The organism is Mangrovimicrobium sediminis (assembly GCF_004745945.1).
GTDB lineage: Bacteria > Pseudomonadota > Gammaproteobacteria > Pseudomonadales > Halieaceae > Mangrovimicrobium > Mangrovimicrobium sediminis.
The window spans coordinates 305,999-328,812 of the sequence record NZ_SRLE01000006.1; the positions used below are offsets into that span (position 1 = coordinate 305,999).

19 protein-coding genes are annotated in these 22,814 nt (G+C 64.9%); all 19 read right to left on the reverse strand.

The window, feature by feature from the left end:
* Window positions 1–18: 18 nt before the first annotated feature.
* A complete protein-coding gene (locus tag E4634_RS08175; protein ID WP_135442646.1) occupies window positions 19–672 on the reverse strand; it encodes a hypothetical protein in 654 nt (217 codons plus the stop codon).
* Between the two features lie 56 nt (window positions 673–728).
* On the reverse strand, window positions 729–1,298 hold the full coding sequence (gene gspM, locus E4634_RS08180) for a type II secretion system protein GspM (RefSeq protein ID WP_135442648.1): 570 nt from the start codon (window positions 1,296–1,298) through the stop codon (window positions 729–731).
* Window positions 1,295–2,308 carry a PilN domain-containing protein gene (locus tag E4634_RS08185; RefSeq protein WP_135442651.1) on the reverse strand — a complete coding sequence of 338 codons (1,014 nt, stop codon included), beginning with the start codon at window positions 2,306–2,308 and terminating at the stop codon, window positions 1,295–1,297. The genes gspM and E4634_RS08185 overlap by 4 nt, the downstream gene beginning before the upstream one ends.
* A 20-nt stretch (window positions 2,309–2,328) precedes the next feature.
* Window positions 2,329–3,153 (reverse strand): helix-hairpin-helix domain-containing protein, encoded by an 825-nt coding sequence (locus E4634_RS08190; RefSeq protein WP_135442654.1) that lies wholly within the window; start codon window positions 3,151–3,153, stop codon window positions 2,329–2,331.
* Window positions 3,150–3,752, reverse strand: a complete 603-nt coding sequence (locus E4634_RS08195) for a prepilin-type N-terminal cleavage/methylation domain-containing protein (protein WP_135442657.1) — start codon at window positions 3,750–3,752, stop codon at window positions 3,150–3,152. Before E4634_RS08195 ends, E4634_RS08190 begins: the two co-directional genes overlap by 4 nt.
* Entirely contained in the window at window positions 3,739–4,140 is a 402-nt protein-coding gene (locus tag E4634_RS08200) for a type II secretion system protein (RefSeq protein ID WP_135442660.1), read from the reverse strand. Before E4634_RS08200 ends, E4634_RS08195 begins: the two co-directional genes overlap by 14 nt.
* The gene (locus tag E4634_RS08205; RefSeq protein WP_135442662.1) at window positions 4,130–4,603 is read right to left on the reverse strand and encodes a type II secretion system protein; all 474 of its coding nucleotides are present in this window, start codon (window positions 4,601–4,603) and stop codon (window positions 4,130–4,132) included. Before E4634_RS08205 ends, E4634_RS08200 begins: the two co-directional genes overlap by 11 nt.
* Before the next feature lie 27 nt (window positions 4,604–4,630).
* A complete protein-coding gene (gspG, locus tag E4634_RS08210) occupies window positions 4,631–5,098 on the reverse strand; it encodes a type II secretion system major pseudopilin GspG (RefSeq protein WP_276606620.1) in 468 nt (155 codons plus the stop codon).
* A 79-nt stretch (window positions 5,099–5,177) separates the two neighbouring features.
* Entirely contained in the window at window positions 5,178–6,380 is a 1,203-nt protein-coding gene (locus E4634_RS08215; protein WP_135442665.1) for a type II secretion system F family protein, read from the reverse strand.
* A gap of 3 nt (window positions 6,381–6,383) precedes the next feature.
* The gene (locus tag E4634_RS08220; RefSeq protein ID WP_135442668.1) at window positions 6,384–8,129 is read right to left on the reverse strand and encodes a GspE/PulE family protein; all 1,746 of its coding nucleotides are present in this window, start codon (window positions 8,127–8,129) and stop codon (window positions 6,384–6,386) included.
* 133 nt (window positions 8,130–8,262) lie between these two features.
* Entirely contained in the window at window positions 8,263–9,099 is an 837-nt protein-coding gene (locus E4634_RS08225) for an MBL fold metallo-hydrolase (protein WP_240725125.1), read from the reverse strand.
* Window positions 9,100–9,101: 2 nt separating this feature from the next.
* The gene (gene fabV / locus E4634_RS08230; RefSeq protein WP_135442671.1) at window positions 9,102–10,292 is read right to left on the reverse strand and encodes an enoyl-ACP reductase FabV; all 1,191 of its coding nucleotides are present in this window, start codon (window positions 10,290–10,292) and stop codon (window positions 9,102–9,104) included.
* A gap of 107 nt (window positions 10,293–10,399) precedes the next feature.
* On the reverse strand, window positions 10,400–12,172 hold the full coding sequence (locus E4634_RS08235) for a sugar phosphorylase (protein ID WP_135442674.1): 1,773 nt from the start codon (window positions 12,170–12,172) through the stop codon (window positions 10,400–10,402).
* Window positions 12,156–13,406: a glycosyltransferase family protein gene (locus E4634_RS08240; RefSeq protein WP_135442677.1), complete on the reverse strand. Its 1,251-nt coding sequence runs from the start codon at window positions 13,404–13,406 to the stop codon at window positions 12,156–12,158. The genes E4634_RS08235 and E4634_RS08240 overlap by 17 nt, the downstream gene beginning before the upstream one ends.
* A gap of 10 nt (window positions 13,407–13,416) precedes the next feature.
* Window positions 13,417–14,262 carry an HAD-IIB family hydrolase gene (locus tag E4634_RS08245; RefSeq protein ID WP_135442679.1) on the reverse strand — a complete coding sequence of 282 codons (846 nt, stop codon included), beginning with the start codon at window positions 14,260–14,262 and terminating at the stop codon, window positions 13,417–13,419.
* A complete protein-coding gene (locus E4634_RS08250; RefSeq protein ID WP_135442682.1) occupies window positions 14,259–15,158 on the reverse strand; it encodes a hypothetical protein in 900 nt (299 codons plus the stop codon). The genes E4634_RS08245 and E4634_RS08250 overlap by 4 nt, the downstream gene beginning before the upstream one ends.
* Window positions 15,159–15,256: 98 nt before the next feature.
* Window positions 15,257–16,927 (reverse strand): dihydrolipoyllysine-residue acetyltransferase, encoded by a 1,671-nt coding sequence (aceF, locus tag E4634_RS08255; protein WP_135442685.1) that lies wholly within the window; start codon window positions 16,925–16,927, stop codon window positions 15,257–15,259.
* A 16-nt stretch (window positions 16,928–16,943) separates the two neighbouring features.
* Window positions 16,944–19,595, reverse strand: coding sequence for a pyruvate dehydrogenase (acetyl-transferring), homodimeric type (gene aceE, locus E4634_RS08260; protein ID WP_135442688.1), 2,652 nt, complete (start codon window positions 19,593–19,595; stop codon window positions 16,944–16,946).
* Window positions 19,596–19,951: 356 nt separating this feature from the next.
* Complete coding sequence (locus E4634_RS08265) at window positions 19,952–22,813, reverse strand: insulinase family protein (protein WP_135442691.1); 2,862 nt, start codon at window positions 22,811–22,813, stop codon at window positions 19,952–19,954.
* Between the last annotated feature and the right edge of the window lies 1 nt (window position 22,814).

A 22,814-nucleotide genomic window follows, 5' to 3' on the forward strand; every position in this document is an offset into this window, starting at 1 on the left:
TTCATATTTTCCGTAGGGCTAGTGCGCACCGCCGGACCCACCCCCGAGCGAGAGGGAATCACTGGTCGCCGCCTTGTTGTTCTTGCCGTTCTTGCCGGCCTTTTTCTGCTGGGTTTTGTGTCCCGCTGCCTGATCCTCTGCGGCATCGTAGTGACTCGATGCCGGTGCGGCGCTCGCGCCCTGCTGTTGGACAGAGACCGGTATGGCAACCTGTTCGAGCAGCAATTCCGCCTGCTTGTCGTTGCCGCTGAACACCGCGCGCTGGGGCTCCACGGTTTCCAGGCGCCAGCCATTGACGGCCTCGCCAACCATCACGCGGTGCTCCTTCCCCTTGCTGGAAAAGATGATACCAGCTGAATCACCGCTGCCGAACACACCGGTCAGCTTGACGCCGTTGAGCTTGCCCAGCTTTTCATCCGCCTTCGGCTTGCGCGAGACCTTCACCGGTTCTGCGACCGCGACCGGCGCCCGGGATTCCCAGAAAAGTGGACGATTGCGAAATTCTGCCCGTTGTTCCTCGTCCAGCACCGAGCCCGCATGCACCGCGCCGACCACCAGCGCGTCGGCTGCGGGGGGGAGCGGCGAGGAGAGGGATGGGACTACCAGCCGGAAAACACCCCAGGCCAGCTGTACCAGTAGCAGCAATGCCAGGACCACCAGTACCAGTTCCACCCGACGCTCACTGCGCAAAGGGTCCGCCACCGAGCGGTAACGCTGCAACAGTGCGCTCACAATACAGACCTCAGGGATAGCAGGCGCAGGGAGACAGTGACTTCCTGCGTTTCCGCATCGCCGCGCTGCCGGCGCTGCCGGGTGGGCCAGGCTGTCAGCGCCTCGACCATCACCAGTGGCTTGAAGTCGGCGAGCGCGACCAGCGCACGGTCGAGACTGGCCATGTCGCCGGACACTGTCAGCCGGATGCCGATGTAATCGAATTTCTCCTCTTCCCGCACCGGCAGGACCTGGCTATCGGAGATCGACAGACCCGCCTCGCTCATCAGCTGGCGCAGGCTGGACTGTAGCGAGGCCGCGGCGGTATTGCGATCCGCGGTGGCGGGATACACCAGCTGGCCGCGCAACTGCTGGGCGTCCCGCGCCAGCGTGGTGAGTTGGTCCTGTACCTGCAGCACACCCTGCATGCGTGCAATCCTCGGCCCCAGGTTATCTATCGCACCTGCAGCTTCGGCGCGCAGGCCCCAGGCCGCGCCCAGCAATTTGCAGTACACAAGAAAGGGGAGCAGAAGCGTCAGGCCGCAAATAATCGCGCTGCGCTGGTGAATTTTGGCCCAGGCGATCATTGCGCGTCACCGGCCCGGGTGATTTTCAGGTGGAACTGCTCCTGCCGGGTTCCGGGCAGGCTGCGTATCGGGCTGCCCGCGGTCACTCCGGCGTAGGCCGGCTGCTTCGCCAGTAATTCCATAACGCTGGCCGCGTCCAGTGCCCTGCCGCGGACGTCCATCGCGCTGCCCTCGATGGACAGGCGCTCGACGTAGACATCGTCGTCCAGCAGGTGAGTCAGGCGGGCCAGTTCCGAATGCGGGTTCGGGTACTCGGCGGAGATCGCGTTCACTGCTTCGATGACAGCATTTGCGCCTCCCAGCGTGGTGCGCAAGCGCAGGGCCTGGGCCGCTTCCTGGCGAGTGGATTCCTCTACCGCGGAGAGTCGCTCCAGCTCCCATTTCTTGAAGCCGGCACCGACCAGCACGGTCACCAGCAACAACAGCGCGGCCGCACCGGCCATGGCCCCGACGCGCAGCAGCCGGCGCCGATAGCGGCCGTGCCGGTCGGACTCGCCGAAGCCAGCCACGACGACCATGCCGCCTTCCGCGGCAACCCAGACTTCCTGGGCGGCAGCGTCGTGGCTGTCGTACTCGCGCGCGATGTAGGTCATCGCGGCGCTTTTCGACACAATCACCAGTTGCACCTGCAACGACTGCTCGTCGCGGTGCGTGACCAGCCAGCCGGTGGCGGTGTCGTCCGCGGCAAAGGGGCTGCTGGCCGCCGCTTCCAGGGCCAGTGCATCGGCGAGGTCGGCTTCGACGGCAACGGGAAAGCGCAGGGTACGCGTCAACGCCAGGTCGTCGGGCAGCAGCACCGCACGCGACTTGGCCGTCACACCCGGTGATGGCACGCCGGCCTGCCAGGTCTGTTCGCCCTCCGGTGTGCGCAGGACTACCGCCTCGTCGAGACGCTTGCGTATGGGAGATTCCTCGGCCCACAGCAGATCGCGCCAGGCTGCGGTGAATTGCCGCCCCAGCTTGCGCGTATCGTAGCCGAACAACTCCCAGTTGTGCCCGGACTCAACCATGCCACGTTCCCAAAATATCGTTATTCCTTCACCACGCGCGGCGCCTCGGTACGCAGGACGTGCCAGGGTAGTGAAGAGCCCACCGCGCCGCCGGTCTGCACCCAGCGACGGCGCAGCCAGAGACGGCCGCCGTATTCCACCAGCGCATCGACCCGGTACACACCACTGCCGCTCGCGGCCGGCGTTGCGCGTTGCGACCTGGCACTGCGACGTTCACGGGCGGTATTGCCCCGGGAGGGGTCCACGGCGTCCAGTACCGGCAGCATCGCCGAGGGGGCACTGTCCCAGTTCATGCCGCCACTGGCCCAGTCGCCGGCGACCACAAAATTGCGCACCCCATCGAGCACGCTGCGGTTCACACCCTCCACCCGCAGGAGATCCTCCAACGAGTAAAATCGAGCCGGTTCACCGGCGTCGCGCCCCTGGTCGCTGCGCGTCGCGCTGCGCCACTTTACCACATTGTTTGCCACGGTTTGCGCCTGTGAGGAGTCCATCCCACCGGCGTGTCGGAACAGTGCCGCGAGCAGTTCCGCGGGCGCCTGGTTGAGGTCGACAAAGCCGTCCGCGGGAATAACCCTGACCAGGACCTCGAGTTCCCCGATGCGCTGCAGCGAATCCATCGCGGGCGGCGTATCGCCCGCCCGGGTAGCGCGCGACTGCCGCGCAGCCATGGTCAGGTTGATCGCGCCATCCCCCGCGGCGACGACCTTGGCCCGGGCGACATGTAGGCCTGTGGTACCGCTCTCCACCCGCGCCAGGGCGACGATGCCGCCGACCACAAGGCTCATGGCGGCGATAAACCAGACCACCACGACCATGGCGACACCCCGCTGCCGCGCCTTCATCGCTGCACCTGCATGACGAGGTCCGGCCAGTACCGGCCGTCGGCCTTCAGGCGCACCATGACCAGGGCCGGGGCAATGCTGGAATCCGGCCACTTGTCGGTCCAGTCCTCCCGGTAATCAGGACGCAGCGCGACGGCGAATTCTTCCAGGTTGTCGACCAGGGGCCGGGACGGCGCGTCCTTCCACTTGTCGGGGTTTTCCTCCACCCGGTCCGGGGGCAACCAGCGCAGCATGAGTTCATCACCCTCGCGGCCGACGCGCACGACATAGCTGCCGCCGTAGCTCTCGCCGAACAGCAGGTGGGTTTTCCACTCCAGCGCGCCGTCGTCGAGATTGAAAAAAGTAGTCTCGGAACTGGCGCCGCCCAGCGACAGGCCGCCGGTATCGCTGCCGATGACCGCGGACTCCATCAGGTCGCGCAGGAAACTGCTGACCGTGCGTACCTCGTCGACCCGGCCGGTCACCCGCTCCAGTGCCACCTGGGTATTGCCGAGGGTGCGCATACCCGCGACCACCGCAACCATGACCAGCGACAGGACGGCCAGCGAGACCACCACCTCGATGAGCGTGAAGCCGGAACTGCTGCTAGCGCTGCGCATCGTGATACGCCTCAACCACGGAGTTGAGCACGATCTCGCGGCGCTTGTCGCCGTCGAACCAGGCGACGCCCACCTCGATGTCCTGCAGCGGCAGTTCGCTATCGCCCGCTTTGCCCAGCGCCCGGGATTCGACCCGCCATTGGTAGCCGCTGCTGGTTTCACCACTGGCATTGACCCCGCTACGCGGTACCCGGCTGTTCTCGGCGAGCAGCGAACGCGCCAGTTCCACACCGTAGGCGTAGCGCTCGGAAGTACGCACGTTGCGCGTGGCGCTGCTGGCCGCCTGGTACAACGCACCCAGGGCGAGACCGAGAATGGCGATAGCCACCAGCATCTCGAGCAACGAGAAGCCACGCTGCCCGCGGCGCCGGGAACTTTCAGCGCGCATCCACGGCTTCCTGCTTGACCCCGCCCATCAGCCAGTCGACGGTGATGTGCACACCGCGGCCGGTGGGCGATACGATCTCAAGATCACCGCCGGTGGAACTGCCCTCCGGATAGAAGCGAATCACGCCGAGGTTCTGGCGATTCATCTCGCTGGCGGTGGAAACAGACAGTTGGAATCCCTCGGGCAATTGCCGGGTCTTGTCGTTGAGCGTGATCTGCAAGGCCTCGGTATCCAGTTCGACATCCTGCGGCTTACCCGAATCCAGGGCCTTGCGCCGCGCCTCGTGCAACAGGCCGAGCACACCGCGCACCGACTGGTTGTACTGCATCGACTGGTAGAGTTTGCGCGAACCCGGCACGGTCACCGCGATCAGCAGCCCGGCAATCGCCATGGCGATCACCAGTTCAACCAGGGTGAAACCGCGTGCGGGGGAGCCAGGCAGTTGTCGAACCGGGCGGATCATGATCGGCAGCCGCGCGGCTGGCGAGCGTTACTCGTCCCAGTTGCCGACGTCGGCATCTTCGCCGTCGCCGCCCGGGGAGTTGTCGCCGCCATAGGTGAAGATATCCACCTCGCCGCGCTCGCCGGGGTACTTGTAGTGGTACTCGTTACCCCAGGGATCCTTGGGCACGGATTTCTTCAGGTAGGGACCATTCCAGCCGGCCGCATCCGCCGGCTTTGCCTGCAGTGCATCCAGGCCGGCCTGGGTCGGTGGGTAATGACCCACATCGAGTTTGTACATCTCCAGCGCAGCCTCGAGGTCGCTGATCTGGATGCCCGCGGTCTTGCTCTTGGCGCCGCCGAGTTGCTTGAACACCGCCGGCCCGACCAGCCCCGCGAGCAGGCCGAGAATGACCACCACGACCATCAGTTCGATCAGGGTAAATCCGGCGCTGCGTCCTGGGATATTGCGGGAGCTGTGTCGATGATTGAGTCGATTCATGCGTTCGTTTGCCATGCTTGTATTCCTGTCCGGGCCTTGGTCACCCGTGTTGTTTGCCAACCCGTGTCGCAGTCGGCGACACCGGGTCTCGCGATCAGACCACCAGTGTATTGACGGAAAATATGCCCGCGATAATACCGATAATTATGACGGCGATGACTACACCGAGGGTGAGGATCATGGCCGGTTCCAACAACGTCAGTCCGCGCTTGATGCCGGAGCTGACATGCTGGTCGAAGACCTGGGCCAGTTCCAGCAGCATGCCGTCCAGGCTCCCCGATTCCTCGCCCACGCGCACCATCTGCACCACCATGGGCGTGAACATGCCGGTCTCTTCGAGCGCAAACGACATGCGTTTGCCCGACTTTACCGCCGCCGGCAGGGCTTGCAGCGAGTCGCGCAGGATGCGGTTGTCCACAGTTTCGATGGCGATGGAAATCGCTTTCAACAGTGACACACCGCTTTGCAGCAGAGTTCCCGAAGTGCGCGCGAATTTTGCCACTTCGAACTCGAAGACGATAGCGCCGAAGAAGGGCAGCCCCAGCAACCAGCGATCGCGCGCCGCCCGCCCCTGCTCCGTGGCCAGCCAGTTGCGCCCGAACCAGCCGGCGGCGACCAGCAGGACCAACATCAACAGCCCCCAGGATTTGACGAACTCCGCCAGGTTGAGAATCCCGCGGGTGAGCAGCGGCAGCGCGTCGCCCATATCGTCGAACAGTTCCTGGAATTGCGGCACCACGAACAGCAGCATCATGACGATCGCACCGGTGGCAACCACCGCGAGTATCGCCGGGTAAATCATCGCCGAGACGACACTCTCGCGGTTGGCCCGCGCGCTCTCCAGGTGTTCGACCAGGCGATCCAGCACCGCGGAGAGATTGCCGCTGGCCTCGCCGGAGCGCACCATGCTCACGTAAAAACTGCCGAACACACGCTCGTGTTGCGCCATGGCCTCGGACAGCGGCTTGCCGCCCTTGACCGCCGCGAGCAGGTCGCTCAACACGGCGTGCAGCGCCGGTTGCGCCGCCATTTCAATCAGTACTTTGAGCGCGCGGTCCAGCGGCAGCCCTGCGCGCAACAGTACTGCCAGTTCAGAGGTCACCGCCAGTACGTCCTTGCGGTCCGGCGGCTTGCCGGAGGTCTTGCGTGGCGCGGCGCTGGCGCCGGGCTCGAGCTTGAGCAGGGTCAGGCCCTGGGCGCGCAACTGGCGCGAGGCGAGTTCCTGGCCCTCGGCCTCGATCACGCCCTCTACGGACTTGCCGTCACGGCGGACAGCGCGATAGGAAAAACTGGCCATGGATCAGGCGGACACCGGTTGTTCGAGATCCACTTCCACGCCCGCGGGTGGGGATGCGGCGTCCGCCTCGTTCTGGTCCTGGGTCACGCGCAGCACTTCTTCGAGCGAGGTGCGGCCGGCGGCGACCTTGCGCAGGCCGTCCTCGTACAGGGTAATCATGCCGGCGCGGCGGGCCGCCGAGTGCAGGTCGGTGGCGTCCGCCCCGGACATGATCTCGCGGTGTATGGCGTCATCCAGGGCGAACAGTTCGTGAATGGCGCTGCGCCCCCGGTAACCGGTATGCATGCAGTGCTCGCAGCCGGCGGCCTGGTAGATGGTGTTGTGACCGGTGGGCATGAAGGGCGCCAGGCCGGCGTGGCGAATGGCCTCGTCGCTCAGTTGCACGGGCTCGCGGCACTCGTTACACAGGTTGCGCACCAGGCGCTGGGCGAGCACGCCGTTAACGGAGGACGTAATCAGGTAGCGCTCGACCCCCATGTCCTCGAGGCGGGTAATCGCACCCGCCGCGGTGTTGGTGTGCAGGGTGGAGAGCACCAGGTGGCCGGTGAGCGCGGACTGCACGCCGATCTGCGCGGTCTCGGTATCGCGCATCTCGCCGATCATGATGATATCCGGGTCCTGGCGCAGGATGGCGCGCAGGGCGCGGGCGAAGGTCAGGTCGATCTGCGCCTGCACCTGGATCTGGTTCACCCCCTGTAACTGGTATTCCACCGGATCCTCGACGGTGATGATCTTCAGGTGATCGGAATCCAGCGAGGCCAGCGAGGCATACAGGGTGGTGGTTTTGCCGGAGCCGGTGGGCCCGGTCAGCAGCAATACGCCGTGGGGGCGCGCCAGCAGTTCGCGGTAGCGCGACAGGGTATCCTCGCTGAAACCCATGTCGGTGAGGCTGAGGCGAATGCTCTCGCGATCGAGCACACGCATCACGATGCTCTCGCCGTGCACCGTGGGGATGGTCGATACACGCAGGTCCAGCTCATGCCCCTTGACCCGGGTCATGATACGACCGTCCTGTGGCAGGCGCTGTTCCGCGATATTCATGTTGGAAAGCAGCTTGATACGCGAGGCGATCGCGGCGCGCAGACCCGGCGGTGGTGCGTCGGGGTATTCCTGCAGAACGCCGTCTACCCGGTAGCGCAGCTGCAGGCCGTCCTCGAAGGGTTCTATATGAATATCCGAGGCGCCCATGTCGAGGGCGCGGTGGATGATCTGGTTGACCAGCCGAATGACCGGCGCCTCGCTCGCCAGATCGCGCAGGTGTTCGATGAACTCGTCGTCGGTCTGCCCAGCGAACTGGTCGTGGAGTTCGTCCTCCCCCTCTTCTGCTTCATCGAGGTTGTGGCCCTGCAGCGCCCGGCTGATGTCGGACTCCAGGCCGAGGTGGATGCTGACCGGCCGGTCCAGGGCCATACGCAGCGCCTTACCCAGGAACGGGTCCTGGGGGACTGCGGCGGCGAAGCGCACGCCCTGTTCATCGCTGGACAGCGGAACGACGGTATTGCTGAAGAGAAAGTCGCGGGCGAGGCCATCGAGTTGGACCGGTTCTTCCGGGTAGTCGCTGGCGGCGCACAGGGGCATGTCGAGCTGGGCGGAGAGCACCTGGGCGAAATCCAGTTCGGAAACGAGTCCGAGCTTGACCAGGACCTGGCCGAACATGTCGCCCATCTCGCTCTGGGCGAGCAGGGTACGCTCCACGTCGCGCTCGGAAATTTTGCCCTGCTCTACCAGCAGCTCGCCGATTTTTTTCATGTTCTACCCGGGCCACTTGCCCTTCGCTGGCCGTGCCCGCCTGCCCCGATGGTTGTTTGCACAGGTGAGGACCGGTGCCGAAAACGGCGCCATTGTAGCACAGCGCCCCGCGGATGATGCCGCCTGAGACCGGCTATTCCCCGCGCAGTTCCCAGGTATCGTCTTCTTTGTAAAGAACGGCGCGCCGCTCCCGGTGCAGCTTGATCAGGTGCGCTGTCAGCGACAGGCTGGCGATCTTGTGCAGGCCGCTGTGCACATCGTCGTAAACGACTGTCACCAGTTCCCGTACCGTGCAGCGGCCAGTGCTCAGCAGGCCCGAGACGACCTTTTCCTCGCGCATCAGGCGGTGCCGGACCAGGCCCGCGACGATGGCGCCGGCGTCATCCATGGTGTCGCCGTGGCCGGGAGCGATGCAATCGATGGGGTAGTCGAGCAAGCGCTGCAGCGAGTGGATATAGGCCTGCATGTCGCCGCTGGGAGGAATGATCACCACGGTCGAGCCATTCATGATGTGGTCGCCGGCAAACAGCAGGCGCTCCTCTTCCAGCAGGAAACAGTAGTGGTTGGCGACGTGCCCCGGCGTGTGCAGCGCGCGCAGGGTGAATTCGTGGGTTTCCAGCGCCAGGTCATGCTGCAGGGCGATGTCCGGGCGGAAACTCTCGTCCTGGGCGATGTTGTCCTCGGGCAGCGCGCCCCACACCTCGGCGCCGGAAGCCTCGGCGAGCGCCTGCCAGGCGGGCGAGTGGTCGCGGTGGGTGTGCGTGCAGACAATCCAGCGAATGCGCCCGGCAGCGGCTTCGAGGATGGCCTCGATGTGTGAATCGATGGCCGGTCCCGGGTCGAGTACGGCGACCGCCTCTCTGCCGAGCAGGTAGGTGTTAGTCCCGGCGCCGGTCATCACCCCCGGATTGGGGGCGACGATGCGCCGTACGCGTGGCGAGAGCGCGGCGACGGCACCGGGTTCCAGCACGGCTAGACCAGGTTGGCGATGGGCACTACCGGGTCGACGTCCGCGTCGTAGTCCACGCCATCGACCTCGAAGCCGAACAACTGCAGGAATTCGTGCCGGTAACCTTCAAAGTCGGATAGTTCACGCAGCGTCTCGGTGTTGATGTCCTGCCACAGGTCGGCCACCGCGGCCTGGACTTCGGGGTCGAGTTCCTTGCGGTCGGCGCGCAGTCGGCCCTCCTCGTCGAGGAACGGTTGCGCGCTGTACAGGGAATCGCGGAACAGGCCGTCGACCTGTTCGATGCAGCCTTCGTGAACACCGCGCTCCTTCATCACCTTGAACAGCAACGCCAGGTAAATGGGCATGGCCGGGATGGCGGCGCTGGCCTGGGTGACCACGGCCTTGAGCACCGATACCCGGGCGTCGCCGCCATTGGGTGCCAGGCGCGCGCGGATATCGACGACGCGACGATCCAGGTCCTTCTTCGCGGCGCCGATAGTGCCGTGCCAGTAGATGTCCCAGGTGAGCTTCTCGCCGATATAGGTGTATGCCGTGGTCTTGGCACCGGGCGCCAGTACGCCGGCCTCATCCAATGCCTCGATCCACATCTGCCAGTCCTCGCCGCCCATCACGGCGACGGTGTTGTCGATCTCTTCCTGGGTCGCGGCCTCGATGTGGAAATCCTGGACTTCCTCTTTGTCCGTGTTCACGCCTTTCTGCACGGTATCGTTGCCGATGGGCTTGAGCGTGGAGTTGTGCACGACACCGGTCACCGGGTGCTGGCGACGCGGCGCCGCCAGGCTGTACACGACGAGGTCGACCTGGCCGAGGTCGGCCTTGATAGTCTCGATGGTCTTTTCCTTGATCTCGGCTGAAAACGCGTCGCCGTTGATGCTCTTCGCGTACAGACCCTCGCCCTCGGCGAACTTGTGGAACGCGGCGGAGTTGTACCAGCCCGCGGTACCCGGCTTTTTCTCAGTACCCTCTTTCTCGAAGAAAATGCCCAGCGTGGCCGCGCCGGCGCCGAAAGCGGCGCTGATGCGCGAGGCCAGCCCGTAGCCGGTTGATGCGCCGATGACCAGCACGCGCCTGGGGCCGTCGGCAATCGGGCCCTGCGCCTTCACGTAGTCGATCTGGCGCTTGACGTTGGCCTCGCAACCCACGGGGTGGGTTGTGGTGCAAAGAAAACCGCGAACGCGGGGCTTGATGATCATAGACGCTGCTTCCTGCTGTATTGACCGGTGCTTGTTGGCTTTATGAAGGCGCGTGGCGACCGCGCGGGCTGCAGTTTAGCACAGGCCCGGGCCGCGGATAACGCTGCTCAGGTACCGGCGTAATCGGCCTTGTTGGTGATCCAGAGTGTCTGGTAAGGCTGCAGTTCCAGCACCTCTTCCCGGCTCTGGAACTGGGTGCCGCTGACCAGGTCGACCCACTCGTCGGTGCCGATCAGGTTGATGTCGCACAGCGACAGGGGCAGCATCTCCGCGCTCACGTTGGTGATACAGAAGATGCTCTGCCGGCGGTCGATGCTCTGGCGCCAGAAACCGCAGATATTGTCGCCAAGGTGCAGAGTAAACTGCGTGGCGTTGGGGTGGAATGCCGCCTGGCGACCGCGAATGGAGAGCAGTTCCTTGATGCGCGAGAACACCTGGGCGTGGGTGGTGTCCTCGCGGTTGAGCAGGGCCTCCAGTTCGTCGTACTGCCACTGGTGCCGGTTGATACTGCGATAGGCGCCGGTGTTCTGCACCCGCTGGTAGTCGTTGCGCGTTCCCACCAGGCTGTGGATGTAAATGCCGGGAATACCCTCCAGGCCGAGCATGATGGCGTGGGCGCACACGAAGCGCTCGATACCCCAGGTATCCGGCCCCGCGGTGGTCCCCTGCAGGGCATCGAACAGGGAAATATTGATCTCGTAAGGTTTGTTCTGGCCGTCCTCCAGCGCGCGGTAGGAGACGTGCCCGCCAAAGTGCAGCATGGTCTCGACCATGAGGTCGAGTTCCTCATCGGAAAGCAATCCCTCAGCAGGACGCAGGCCGATGCCATCGTGGGAGGCGATAAAGTTGAAATAGGTCGTGCCGTTCTGCGCCGGCGGCATGCTCATCAGCCAGGTCTTGAAATGCCGCACGTTCCCGGTAATCAGCGTATTCACCAGCAACGGCGGCAGCGAGAAATTGTAGATCGCGTGCGCCTCGTTGGCGTTGCCGAAATAGGACAGGTTTTCCCGGTTGGGAATGTTGGTCTCGGTAATCAGCAAAGAGCCGGGGTTGGCGTGCTCGACCAGGGTGCGCATCAGGCGCACGACCTCGTGGGTCTCGTCGAGGTTCAGGCAGTTGGTGCCGGGAATCTTCCACAGGAAGGCGACGGCATCCAGGCGGAAGATACGCACGCCGTTGTCCAGGTACTGGCGCACGATGGAGACAAACTGGCGCAGCACGTCCGGGTTGCGGAAATCGAGGTCCACCTGGTCGTGGCTGAAAGTACACCAGACGTGCTTGGTGCCTTCGCTGGTTTCCACCTCGCGCAGCAGCGGCGAGGTGCGTGGGCGCACCACCGCACGCAGGTCATCGTCGGGCGACGCGGTAAAAAAGTAATCCTTGCCGGGGTCCTGTCCGCGCAGGAAGTTCTCGAACCACAGGCTGCGGCTGGAGCAGTGGTTGATGACCAGGTCCGCCATCAGGTCATAGCTGCTGGCGATGGCCTGGATATCGCCCCAGTCGCCGAGGAATTCGTTGACGCTGGAATAGTCGAGCACGGCGAATCCGTCGTCCGAACTCCAGGGATAGAACGGCAGGATGTGAATGCCGGAAATCATTCCCTCTGTATGCGAGTCGAAGAAGGTCTTGAGCGTGACCAGCGGCTTTTCGTCCTCGCGCAGCAGCGTATCGCCGTAGGTGATGACGATGGAGTCGCGCTGCGTCCAGTAGTTGACGTGGGATTCGGGCGTACAGTCCGCCTCATCAAGACGCATCACCTGGATCAACTCGCGGGCGAGGTCCTCGGGCGTTACCTGCAGGGGCGTATCACGATAAATCGTCTCCAGGTGCATGCGCACCCGGTCCAGCAACTGGACGGTGCTCTCAGTTCGCCGCAGCATAGCTCCCTCCGGATCGACTGAATTCTTCGTGGTCTTCCTCCACCGCGTCGCGCAATTGCGTCAGTACGTCAGGTTTCGCACTGATCACGCGGCTCCAACTGGGAATGAACGGGCGTTCCATGGGCCGGGCGAGAAACGCCTCGCCCGCCTTCATGATATTTTCGGCAAACAATTCCACCGCCTGCTCTTCATTGTGGATATCCAGTGTCAGGCCGTTCATGACCGCATCGTTGTGATAGGTCTCGACGAAATCCAGGGCAATCCGGTAGTAGGTGGCCTTGAGCGAGCGGAAGGTCTCGGAGTTGAAGGTGATGCCACGGGTAGCGAGTTTGCGGAACAGCGCCTTGGCGATGTCGATGGACATTTTCGACAGACCGCCCTGGTCGTTCTCCGCCGAGAGATCCTGGTGCTTGTGGTCGTAGACATCGGCGATGTCGGCCTGGCACAGGCGGTTGTTGGCGAAATTGCGATACATCTCGGAGAGCACACCGATCTCCAGGCCCCAGTCGCTGGGAATGCGGATATCGTTGAGCACGTCGCGGCGAAAGGAGAACTCGCCCGCCAGCGGGTAGCGGAAGCTGTCCATGTACTCGATGTATTCCATCTCACCGAGGACCTTCTTCAATGCGCGCAGCAGCGGCGTGACCAGCAGGCGGCTGACGCGGCCGTTGATCTTGCCGTCGGCGACGCGGGCGTAGTAGCCCTTGCAGAACTCGTAGTTGAAACGCGGGTGGGCGACCGGGTAGATCAGACGCGCGAGCATGGAGCGCTTGTAGGTGACGATGTCGCAATCGTGCAGGGCAACTGATTCCGTGCGTCCGGAGGCGAGCACGTAGCCCATGCAGTACCAGACGTTGCGCCCCTTGCCCATCTCGCGCGGCGCCAGGTCCTGGTCGCGCAGTTGCTGGTCGAGGGCGCGCAGCCGCGGGCCGTCGTTCCACAGCACGCGGTGGCGCTGGGGCAGGCGCGAGAAAAAAGACAGGGCGCTGCGGTATTGCTGTTCGTCGGCGCGGTCCAGGCCGATGACAATCTCGGAAAGGTATTGCGCGGGCGCCAGTTCATCGAGAATGGCAGGCAGGGCGTCGCCCTCGAGTTCGGAATACAGCGACGGCAGGATAAGCCCCATGGGGCGCTCCTGCGAAAACTCCATCAGTTCCCGCTCGAGGTCCTGCAGGGATCGATTGGCCAGGTTGTGCAGGGTTGTGATTATGCCGTTCTGGTAGAAATCGCCCATGGTGTCGTCCTCAAACTGTTATGCCGGCACCGCTGATCGAGGCGAGCCACTTGGCCACGCCCTCGCTCCACCCCGCGGGGCCAAAGCCAGTGCTGTAGATTATGTCATGCTGGCGCGACAGCTGGGGAAATTCGTGGACCGGCGAGCGGATCACCAGCGCGGTCTCGGTGGCCTCCAGCATGGCGACGTCGTTGCCGCTGTCGCCGATGCCAAGGTCGCGGATGGGGTGCGGCGCGCCTGCACTGGCGTAGGCCTCGCGCAACCAGGCCAGTGCCCTGCCCTTGTCACAGTCGCCGGCAAGTGTCAGGAAGCGCCCGCCCTGCAGCGGGTTGGCGCCGTGCTCGCGCAACTCCTCCAGGAAACGCACCTTGCGCACGGGCTCGCCCAGCCATTGCGTCGGTTCGCTGTACTCGCGCTGGTTGGCGAGGTGCGCGGCCTCCGGCGTCAGGCCGGTCATCGCGACGATCTCCTCGTCGCTGGCGTGGGCAAAACAGGTGAACTCGCCAGCAAAATCGTGGCGCAGAGTCCCGAGCAGGCCCAGCCAGTGTGAGCGCGGCACGCTGAACTCGCGCACCCAGTAACCGTCGCGCTCGATCACGCCCTCCGGCGCACGCGGGAAATAGCCCTGCGGAATGAATACGGCGGCGCCGTTCTCGACGATGAACGGGTGGCAGTTATCGAGTTCGCTGCGCAGTACCTCGAGTTCCGCTCGGGTCTTGCTGGTGGCCGGGATCACCGGGATGCCCGCCTGCTCCAGTTGCGCCAGCAGTGGCGCCGCGGCTGACCAGGAATAATCGTGGTGATCGAGGAGTGAACCGTCCATGTCGGTAAAAACGAGCGGACTGCCGGAAATCATTGTAAAGCTGCCTCCGTTGACGCGAGATAATTTCGTATGCGGCGCTGCTCGTCGAGCGTGAACAGGTGGTTAACCTTCGCGGGCAGTTCCGCAAGGCAGTGCTCGGTGAGACGCTGGTAGAACTGGATGAAACGCGCCACTTCGGCGGGCGTCATCACCCCCGCACCGGCACGGCGTGCAGCGAGCTTCTGCTCCTGCTCCAGGCGCCAGCGGTACACACAATCGAAGGATGGCGCGCGCAGCATCAGCCACTCATCCACCAGCGCATAGACCGCGGGAAAGCGTTCGGCCAGGACGCGGTTGACGTAGCCGCGCCAGCGACCGTCGGGGTCCTCGTCCGCCTCCAGTTCGTTCACTGGCTCGCGCATCGCGGCTTCATCCTGGGCCACCGCACCGACACACCAGCCCTCGAACAGCACGATATCTACCGGCTCCGCCTGGGCATCCCAGGCGGACTCGGGGCAACGGTCGTCCTCGGCCTTGTCGAAGCGGGGAATACGCGTGGGCTCGCCCGCCAGCAAGTTGCCCAGGGTGGATTGCATCAGGGACATGTTGTGGGTGCCTGGCACGCCGCGCGTGCGCAACAGCGGGTGAACGTCCTGGGCCAGGTGCTGGCGTTCGGCCAGGGTCAGGTAGAAGTCATCGAGGGAGACCGCAATACAGCGTTTGCCGTACTGGTTGCGAAACAGGGCCTGCAGGTAGTCGCACAGGGTGGATTTGCCCGAACCCTGGCTGCCGTTGACCGCGAGCAGCCACGGACGCCCCGCCTCATTCTGGTGCTCAGCGACCACGGCCGCGACCGGATCGAACCATTTTTGTGCGCTTTCGAGGTAGGCCGGCACCAGGTGATGCGCCTCAAGGAACCCCGAGCGCCAATCAGGCAGTTGCTCTGCCATGCCTTGCCCGCACTCTCGTTATCATCCTGGACAGACATTAGCAGATTCCATGCCAAAGGCAGCAGGTTCCACGCCGAAGGCACCAAAATGGTGACGAGCTAGAGGATGATGCTGCGAATGTCCCCCAGCAGTGCCACCAACTGGGTCATGAAACGCCCGGCATCGCCGCCGTTGACCACGCGGTGGTCATAGGACAGGGCCAGCGGCAGCAGCTGCCGCGGCACGAAGGCCTCGCCGTCCCACACCGGCGCCATGCGCGCACGCGACACGCCGAGAATGCCGACCTCCGGGGTGTTGATGATCGGCGAGAACCCAGTGCCGCCGATGGCGCCCAGACTGGAGATCGTGAAACAGCCGCCCTGCATCTGCGCCGCGGTCAGCTTGCGCTCGCGCGCCTTGCCCGCCAGTTCCAGTACCTCCTCCGCCAGTTCCCAGATGCCCTTCTTGTCGACATCGAGAATCACCGGCACCAACAGGCCGGCGGGGGTATCGACCGCCATGCCGATGTGGATGTACTGCTTGTACACCAGCGAGTCGCCGCCATCGGCCAGCGAACTGCGGAATTTCGGGTTGTCGCGCAGCGCCACGGCGCAGGCCTTGAGCATGAACGGCAGTGGCGTGAGTCGTGTGCCGCGTTTTTCCGCCTCGGCTTTGAGGCCAGCGCGAAACGCCTCAAGGTCGGTGATATCCGCATCGTCGTACTGGGTGACGTGGGGCACGTTGAGCCAGCTGCGCTGCATGTTGGCGGCGGTCAGCTTGTCGAGCTTGGAGCGCTGGGTGACTTCCACCTCGCCGAAGGCGGAGAAATCCACTTCCGGGATTGCCGGGATGCCAGCTCCCGACGCGGGCGCAGCCGGGGCTGCGCTGCGCAGGCGCTCGCGGGTGAAATTTTGCAGGTCTTCCTTGACGATGCGCCCGCGCGGCCCGCTGCCGCTGACCTCACCCAGGTCGATACCAAACTCGCGCGCCAGCTTGCGCACCGCGGGACCGGCGTACACCGCCGACCCGGGAGAATGCTCCGCTGCAGGCGACGCTGTAGGCACCTGTGCCTGTGCTTGCGCCTTTTCCTGCGCGGGTGCGGGCGTTTCAGACTTCGGCGCCTTCGGCTCGGCGGGGTTCTCACTGGCCGGCGCTTCGGCGGCCGCTGGGGCATCGCCTTCCGAACGCAGCACCATCAGTTCGTCGCCCTGGCGCACACTGCGCCCTTCGCTCACGCGTATTTCCAGCACCTCGCCGGCAAACGGCGCAGGCACTTCCATGGAAGCCTTGTCGGACTCCAGCACCACCAGCGAGTCACCCTCGGCGACGCTGTCGCCCACGGCAACGCACACCTCAACCAGGTCCACCGCGTCGTCCGTGCCGATATCCGGCACCGGCACCACGCGCTCGGTGCTCGCGCCGCCACTGGCCGCTCTCTTCGGGGCTGGCGCCTCCGCCGCTTTTTCCGGTTCGGCTTTTTGCTGTTGCGGTTCCGCCGGCTTCGACGCCGCGGCGTCCTGCGCAGGTTCGGGTTCAGCGCTGGATGCCGCCTCCGCCGAGCTGCTGATCACCGCCACGGTCGCACCTTCGGCGAGCTGCTGGCCTTCGCTGACCAGCAGTTCCACGACTTCGCCGGCCACCGTCGAGGGAATCTCCATGGAGGCCTTGTCCGACTCCATGACGATGAGTCCCTGGTCAACCGTAACCTGGTCGCCCACCTGCACCAGCACCTCGATGACCTCAGCCTCACCGCCGCCGATGTCCGGGACTGTCACCTGTTCTCTAGCCACTGTCAGTCCCCCGTCGTCACGCGGTCAAAGGATCGGCCTTGTCAGCCGGGATGCCGAGTTCGCGCAGCGCCGCTGCGACCCGCTCGGCCTCGATCTGGCCGTCGTCGGCCAGGGACTTCAGGGCGGCCAGCACGATGAACTCGCGGCTCACCTCGAAAAACTCCCGCAACTTGGCGCGCGTATCCGAACGGCCGTAGCCGTCTGTGCCCAGCACCGTGTAGCGGCCGGGGATGAACTCGCGCAGCTGGTCGGTGTAGGACTTGATGTAATCCGTCGCCGCGATGAACGGCCCGCGCTCGTCCTGCAGCTGCTCGGTGAGGTAGGGAACCCGCGGCTCCTCCTCCGGGTGTAGCATGTTCCAGCGCAACACACCCTTGGCCTCGCGTTGCAGCTCGTTGGCGGAAGTCAGGCTCCAGACGTCCGCGGCCACGTGGAACTTCGACTCCAGCATTTCGGCCGCGGCTTCCACCTCGCGCAGGATCGAACCGGAGCCCATCAACTGCACTTTCAGCGGGTGTTTTGCGTCGCTCTGGCGCAGCCGGTAGATACCGCGAACGATGCCCTCTTCCGCACCCTCGGGCATCTCCGGGTGGTAGTAGTTCTCGTTCATCGTAGTGATGTAATAGAACTTGTTCTCCCCCTCCGCATACATGCGGCGCAACCCGTCCTGGATGATCACCGCCAGCTCGTAGCCGTAGGTCGGGTCGTAGCTCACGCAGTTGGGGATGGTGCTGGCCAGCAGGTGGCTGTGGCCGTCCTGGTGCTGCAGGCCCTCGCCGTTGAGCGTGGTGCGCCCGGAGGTGGCGCCGATCAGGAAGCCCCGCGCCTGGCAGTCGCCCGCCGCCCAGGCCAGGTCGCCGATGCGCTGGAAACCAAACATCGAGTAGAAGATGTAGAACGGCACCATCGCGTAGTTCGAGGTGCTGTAGGAGGTGGCCGCGGCCAGCCAGGCGGAGAATGCGCCGGCCTCGTTGATGCCCTCCTCCAGGATCTGGCCCTTGATGTCCTCCTTGTAGAACATGATCTGGCCGGCGTCGTGCGGGGTGTAGCGCTGGCCCACCGACGAGTAGATGCCGAGCTGGCGGAACATGCCCTCCATGCCGAAGGTGCGCGCCTCGTCGGGCACGATGGGCACGATACGCTCGCCGATGGCCTTGTCCTTGACCAGGTTGGAGAGCAGCCGCACGAAGGCCATGGTGGTGGAGATCTCGCGCTTGCCGCTGCTCTCCAGTTGCTTGGAGAACGCGGACAGCGGCGGCGTGGTCAGGCGCTCGATCTGGGCGCGGCGCGCCGGGATGGCGCCGCCCAGTTCCCGCCGCACGTCGCGCATGTAGCGCATCTCTGGACTGTCTGCGTCGGGCCGGTAATAGGGCACCTCGGCCAGCTCGGAGTCCTTCAGCGGAATGCCGAAGCGGTCGCGGAAGGCCTTCAGGCTGTCCATGTCCAGCTTCTTCAGCGAGTGCGCCTCGTTGTTGGCCTCCCCCGCCTCGCCCATACCGTAGCCTTTCACGGTCATGGCCAGGATCACCGTGGGGCGCTCGGTCTCCTCCACCGCCTCGGCGTAGGCCGCGTAGACCTTGTAGGGGTCGTGGCCGCCGCGGTTGAGGTACATGATGTCTTCGTCGGACAGGTCCTCAACCAGTTGCAGGGTCTCCGGGTATTTACCGAAGAAGTGCTCGCGGGTGTAGGCACCGCCGTTGTACTTGTAGTTCTGCAGTTCGCCGTCACACACCTCGTCCATGCGCTGGCGCAACAGGCCGGAATCGTCCTTCTGCAGCAGCGGGTCCCAGCGCCGGCCCCAGATCACCTTGATCACGTTCCAGCCGGCACCGCGGAACACACCTTCCAGTTCCTGGATGATCTTGCCGTTGCCGCGCACCGGTCCGTCCAGGCGCTGCAGGTTGCAGTTGACGACGAAGATCAGGTTGCCGAGTTTTTCGCGCCCGGCCAGGGCGATGGCGCCCAGGGATTCGGGTTCGTCGCACTCGCCGTCGCCGAGGAAACACCAGACATTGCGGTCGCCGTGCTCGAGCAGGCCGCGGCTGTGCTGGTATTTCATGACGTGCGCCTGGTAGATCGCCTGGATCGGGCCCAGGCCCATGGACACCGTGGGGAACTGCCAGTAATCCGGCATCAGCCAGGGGTGCGGGTAGGAGGACAGGCCGTTGCCGTCCACCTCGCGGCGGAAATTGTCCAGTTGCTGTTCGCTCAGGCGCCCCTCGAGGTAGGAGCGCGCGTACATGCCCGGGGCGGAGTGCCCCTGGTAGAACACCAGGTCGCCGGGATGGCCGTCGTCGGTGCCGCGGAAGAAATAGTTGAAACCGATATCGTAGAGCGTCGCGCTGGAGGAGAAACTGGAGATGTGCCCGCCCAGTCCCTCGTCGTTGCGGTTGGCCCGCATCACCATGGCCAGGGCGTTCCAGCGGATCAGGGAGCGGATCTTGCGCTCCATGAACAGGTCCCCCGGCATACGCTTCTCATCTTCCGGCGGGATGGTGTTGACGAAGGGCGTGACGATGGACGATGGCAGGGCGACCCGCTGCCGCAGGCCGTGGCGGCCCAGCGCCATCAACAGGTAGCGGGCGCGGTCCAGCCCGCCGTGCCGGATCACGGCATCCAGCGAGTCGAGCCACTCCTGGGTTTCCAGCGAATCCTTATCCTCTTCCATGCTCACCTCGGTGTGGTGTAGGTCGTTTGCACCGCCTGTCTTATAGTTCTATTTTGAAACCATATTGCAGGCATGGCGTTGGATCACAGCGGCCAAGCCTGTGTATCGGCCGGGGACGCGCTGAACTTTGGTTGACCACCCTACTACATTAAGCGCACGGAGGGAATAATAGTTCTATTTTAGAACTTATAGAGTGAGTTTTTCCGGACAGGGCTACCGGGTATACGCCTGGCAGCAGTAGCGGATCTTTCCGGGCAGGAGTAGCGGTTTTTCTCGGGCAGGGGCAGCGGTTTTCCGGCCAGGGATAGCGACAGAACAGGGGCTGCAGCGGGGCCAGGCGGCCCCGCCGAGCACAGTCAGGGTAGTTCGTAGGCGGGATGCCCGCGCTTCAGGGCCTCGGCAGATTCCACCGTACGGGCGGCGCCCTCGGGCAGTACACCGGCGGCGCCCGGCGCGGCCACCTGCAGGGAGTGACGTTCCTCGAGGAAGGTCTGGCGGTAGTAGTCCTGCCACTGCGCCAGGGTCAGTGCCTCTACCGCCGCGGCCAGTGCGTCGCGGCTATCGAAACGGTACTGCTGCTTGGCGATGGACTGCCAGTAGAACTCAGCGCGCTGCCACAGGTTCTGGTGGGGACGCAGGATCTCGTTCACCAGCGCGCGCTTGTTGCGCTCGAACTGGGCCTCGTCCAGGGTCCCGGGCACACCGCGCATGAACGTATCCATGGCGGTGGCCAGCGCTGCGGTGTCGGCCACCGGCGACTGGATCAGCATGACCAGGCCGGGCACGTCGAGTTGCGGCCAGGAGAAGGCGGAGACGATGTAGCCCAGCTGTTGTTCGGTCCGCAACTGCTGGAAGAAGCCCGACTTGACCAACTGGCCGGTCATCGCCGTGGCGGCCCGGTCGAACCAGCTGTTGCCGGCACCCTGCAGGTACCAGGCCAGCAGCGCGTCGTCGTGCGAGACCTCAACCGGGTACAGCACCGACTCCCCGGCGCCCAGCTCCACCACCTTAAGCGGCGGTAGCGCCGCCGGCGCCGCTGCCGGCAGCAGGGTTTCCAGTTGCCCGGCCAGCACCGTCACCGCGTCACGCGAATAGTTGCCGTAAACCAGCGCCTGGGCGCTGGCGCTGCGCCAGAAGTCCGCTGCGTAGGCCTGGATGTCGGCCAGCGACAGCTCTTCCAGCGCCGCAATCATTGCCACCTCACCCCAGCTGCCGTGCAGCAGCGATTCGCGCAGGTCGTTCATTACCTGCTGGCTGGGGGGCGCGGCGACCGCGTTGCGCAGGGCGCGGATGCGGTCCTGGCGGATGTTCTCGAAACGTGCGGGGTCGAAACCCGGCGCACGGAACACGCCGAGCAACTCGTCCAGCAGCAGGGACTGCTTGTCGGTGTACCCGCTCACGCGCACCGAGATGCCCTGGGCGTGCTTGTACAAATTGAAGTTGAGCCCGGCCAGCGAGGCCGGGTAGACGAGTTCATTGACCCGGTCGTTGAGCAGCGACACGTAAAGCGCCGCACTGGCGGCTTCGCGCGCCGTCTGCCCCACCAGCGGTGAGCGGAAATTGACATAGGTCGCACCCCGCGGCAGGCGGAATTGTGCATCCTGCGCAAACCAGATCTCGCGGCGCGGGGCATCGAAGACCTTCGCCGGTACCGGCGGGTTATTCGGATCCAGCGCGACCAGGGACACGTCCTCGGGGATGAATTCGTTGGGCGCCGGCAGGTGGAACAGGTCCGCCTGCACCGGGCGCCGCCAGGCCTCGGGGACGGTGCCGGCGAACTTCTCTACCGCATAGGGCGTCTGGTAATAGCGCGACTCAAGGTCGGTCTCCACCGAGGCATCCTCGAGGACGACGACCGCGTTTTGCGGGCGCACCGCGTCCAACAGGCCGGCGAGCATCTCGGGGTCGTAGTCCTCCATCATGTAAAGACCGCGCAGCACATCCGCGGGGGCGTACTCGTGCATGCTGTCGGCCAGTTGGCTGACGTAGCCGATCGCGCTGCCCTTTTCCTTGAAGCGAAACGCCAGCGCCGCGAGCCGCGATTGTTCGTCGTACAGCCACTGTTTGGGCCCCGCCTCACGCAGCATGTCCAGGTAGGCGAACAGCAGCTGCAACACCCGCTCGTGTTCGGTCACGCCTTTCTCCGTCAGCGTCACTGTCACGCTGAACAGGCCGCCGCCGCGCCAGGCCAGTCCGGTGCCTGCGGCGAGCGACTCGGCGAGGCCCTCGGCCTTGAGGCGCGACAACAGACTGCCCTCCCCCTCGTGGCCGACGAGGTTGCCCAGGTAGGCCAGCGGCTGGCTGCGGTAGGCATCGCGATAGTCGGGAATCGGGAACATCACCTGCAGTTCGCGCAGCGCCGCCTGCGGCCGGATCTGCACGTACAGGGGCAACTCCGCGGGCGTGAACAGCGGCGCGCTGATGTCCTCGGCCTGCAGCGACTGGTTGCGCACCGGCGCGAACTTGGGCTCAACCATGGACTGCAACTCGTCCAGCGACTCCGAGCCGAGCACCACCAGGCGCATGCGGTTGGCGGAGTAGTGGCTGTCGTAAAACGCCAGCAGGTCGTCGCGCACCGGCGCACCGGGGCGGTCGGCCAGGGTCTCCAGCGAACCCACGGTGAAGCGGCTGAACGGGTGCTCGGGGTTGATCAGGTCCTGCAGCACGTCCAGCGCGCGCCGGGGGTCACTCTTCAGGCCCATCTGGTACTCGGCCTCGACGGCGTTCTTCTCGCGCTCCACATACTCGGCGTCAAAGCGCGGCGCGACAAAAAACTGGGCGAAGCGGTCCAGTGCCGGGTCGAGATAGGGAGCGTCGACGTCGAAGAAATAATTCGTGTGTTCGAAGCTGGTATAGGCGTTGCGATCGCCGCCGTGCTCGGTGACGAACTGCTCGTAGGCGGCCGGGTCCGGGTACTTATCGGTGCCCAGGAACAACATGTGCTCGAGAAAATGCGCCAGGCCGTCGCGACCGGGCGGGTTGTCGCCACTGCCGGCGTCGATATCCAGCGCCGCCGCCGCGGTGGGCGAGTTGGGGTCGGAAATCAGCAGGACCTGCAGCTGGTTGTCGAGGGTGAGCAGGCGGTAGTCGCGGGCGTCGTTGGGACTCTTGGCGGGCGCGAGATAGTCCGGCGCGAGGGTCGCACAGGCGACAAGTAACAGGGACAACAGGGCGATGGGCAGGGTCTTGGCCGGCCAGCGCGGGTGGTTCAGGGGCATT